General features: G+C 64.4%; 2 protein-coding genes. Both read right to left on the bottom strand.

What is annotated here, in order from left to right:
* Window positions 1–21: 21 nt before the first annotated feature.
* A complete protein-coding gene (gene tssG / locus EN932_RS36250) occupies window positions 22–1,089 on the bottom strand; it encodes a type VI secretion system baseplate subunit TssG (protein WP_013525304.1) in 1,068 nt (355 codons plus the stop codon).
* Window positions 1,053–1,334, bottom strand: a 282-nt coding sequence (locus EN932_RS36255; protein ID WP_206619036.1) for a type VI secretion system baseplate subunit TssF, incomplete at its 5' end; no start/stop codon positions are given. The genes tssG and EN932_RS36255, both read right to left, overlap by 37 nt.

Consider the following 1,334-nt stretch of genomic DNA (forward strand, 5'->3'; position numbering starts at 1 on the left):
GCTCCAGTGTCAGCAGCAGGCTCATGCCGCGACCCCCGTCATTTCCGGCCGCCATCCGACGATTGTCCGCAGCCGCATGTCGTCAGCATCGCCCCTTTCGATGGGTCGCGCAAGCCAGGCGGTCCGCCCGAGCCGAACCGCTCCGATTTGGGGCGGCGGTACGGCTTCACGCGCAAGCACGATGCGCAGATCGACGTCGAGCGACTCCCCGACCATGTCGCGAACGGCCTGCTTGAACAGCTTGAGCCGCTCCCCGCCAGGCAGGAACGCCTTGAACTCCTCATACCCCAGCGGGCCGACACGCAGTTCGATCCTGCTTTGGCGGCTGAAAACGCGTGGGCCGATCGTCGCGCCCTTGCCGAGCCCTGCAAAGGCCTTTGCAAGACGGGTCTGGAGACCGGTTGGTACTGTTATCCAGGCGGAGATGAACTCCTTGATCTGTACCGGCGCCTTGAACGCTTCCGCCAGGAACAGCGTCAGCCGTTCCGGGCCGTCGACCTGATTGGCCAGCGAAGCCGCCTGCCGAAGCTTCACTGTATCGAGATTGGGGTCCTGCGTGCCGGGAAGTCCGATCCCGGCCATGGCTTCAAGCATGGCGCGAACGCGCCCGCCGACCGCGCGTTCGGCCTGCACGGCCGGGTGCGCATCCGCCCACGCCCGATAGTAGAGGGCGATCATACGGTGCTGCAGAATGTTGACGAAGTCGACGAACGTCGTGTCGCTGGTCAGTTGTGCCTCGGCGCCGGCGAACCAGCGTTGCGAGAGCCGGTCGAGCACCCAGCGCGTCAGATGCAGCGGCATTGGACCCTCGGGTCCCAGCAGACCGAAATTTGCCACCGTGACCCGGGCCGGTGCCGCATCGCGGGCTTCGCGGAACACAACCAGGTCCCGTGCGGAAAAGGCGAGGCGTACATGCTGGCCGAGCCGTGCCGGCTCACGGTCGGGACGGCCGGAATGGCCGAACAGACCGTTCCGTTGTTCGAGGCGGCGCAGCAGTTCGAAAAAGTCGAACGTCTCGGACAGACCTTCGGCCCTGTTCGGGCCGGGCTTGTCTAGATCAGGTAGCGATTGCCGGGCGTCATCGGCCATGGCACATCCTCCTGCTTCTGCAGCAGCCGCGTGCGAGTTCGCACGAAGCCGTTTATCCCGGCGTGACGAGCAAACAACCGCGCCAGCAAGGCCGAAAGCAGCAAGGTACTTTGGCCGGCCAGGACCGATTGATCAACATGCAACGTGACTTCGGTACCGCGTCCAAAGCACATCGGTCCATCGATTTGCAGACGTTCGATGACCGGCTGCGAGTCGATACGCACGATCGAATGCACATTTCGGGC

Origin of the sequence: Mesorhizobium sp. M7A.F.Ca.US.002.01.1.1, from assembly GCF_004022955.1 — a bacterium.
GTDB classification, from domain to species: domain Bacteria; phylum Pseudomonadota; class Alphaproteobacteria; order Rhizobiales; family Rhizobiaceae; genus Mesorhizobium; species Mesorhizobium ciceri.

What these genes read in the sequence shown, in the direction of transcription:
- tssG (WP_013525304.1), bottom strand. Translation starts at nt 1,089, where the DNA reads ATGGCCGATGACGCCCGGCAATCGCTACCTGATCTAGACAAGCCCGGC.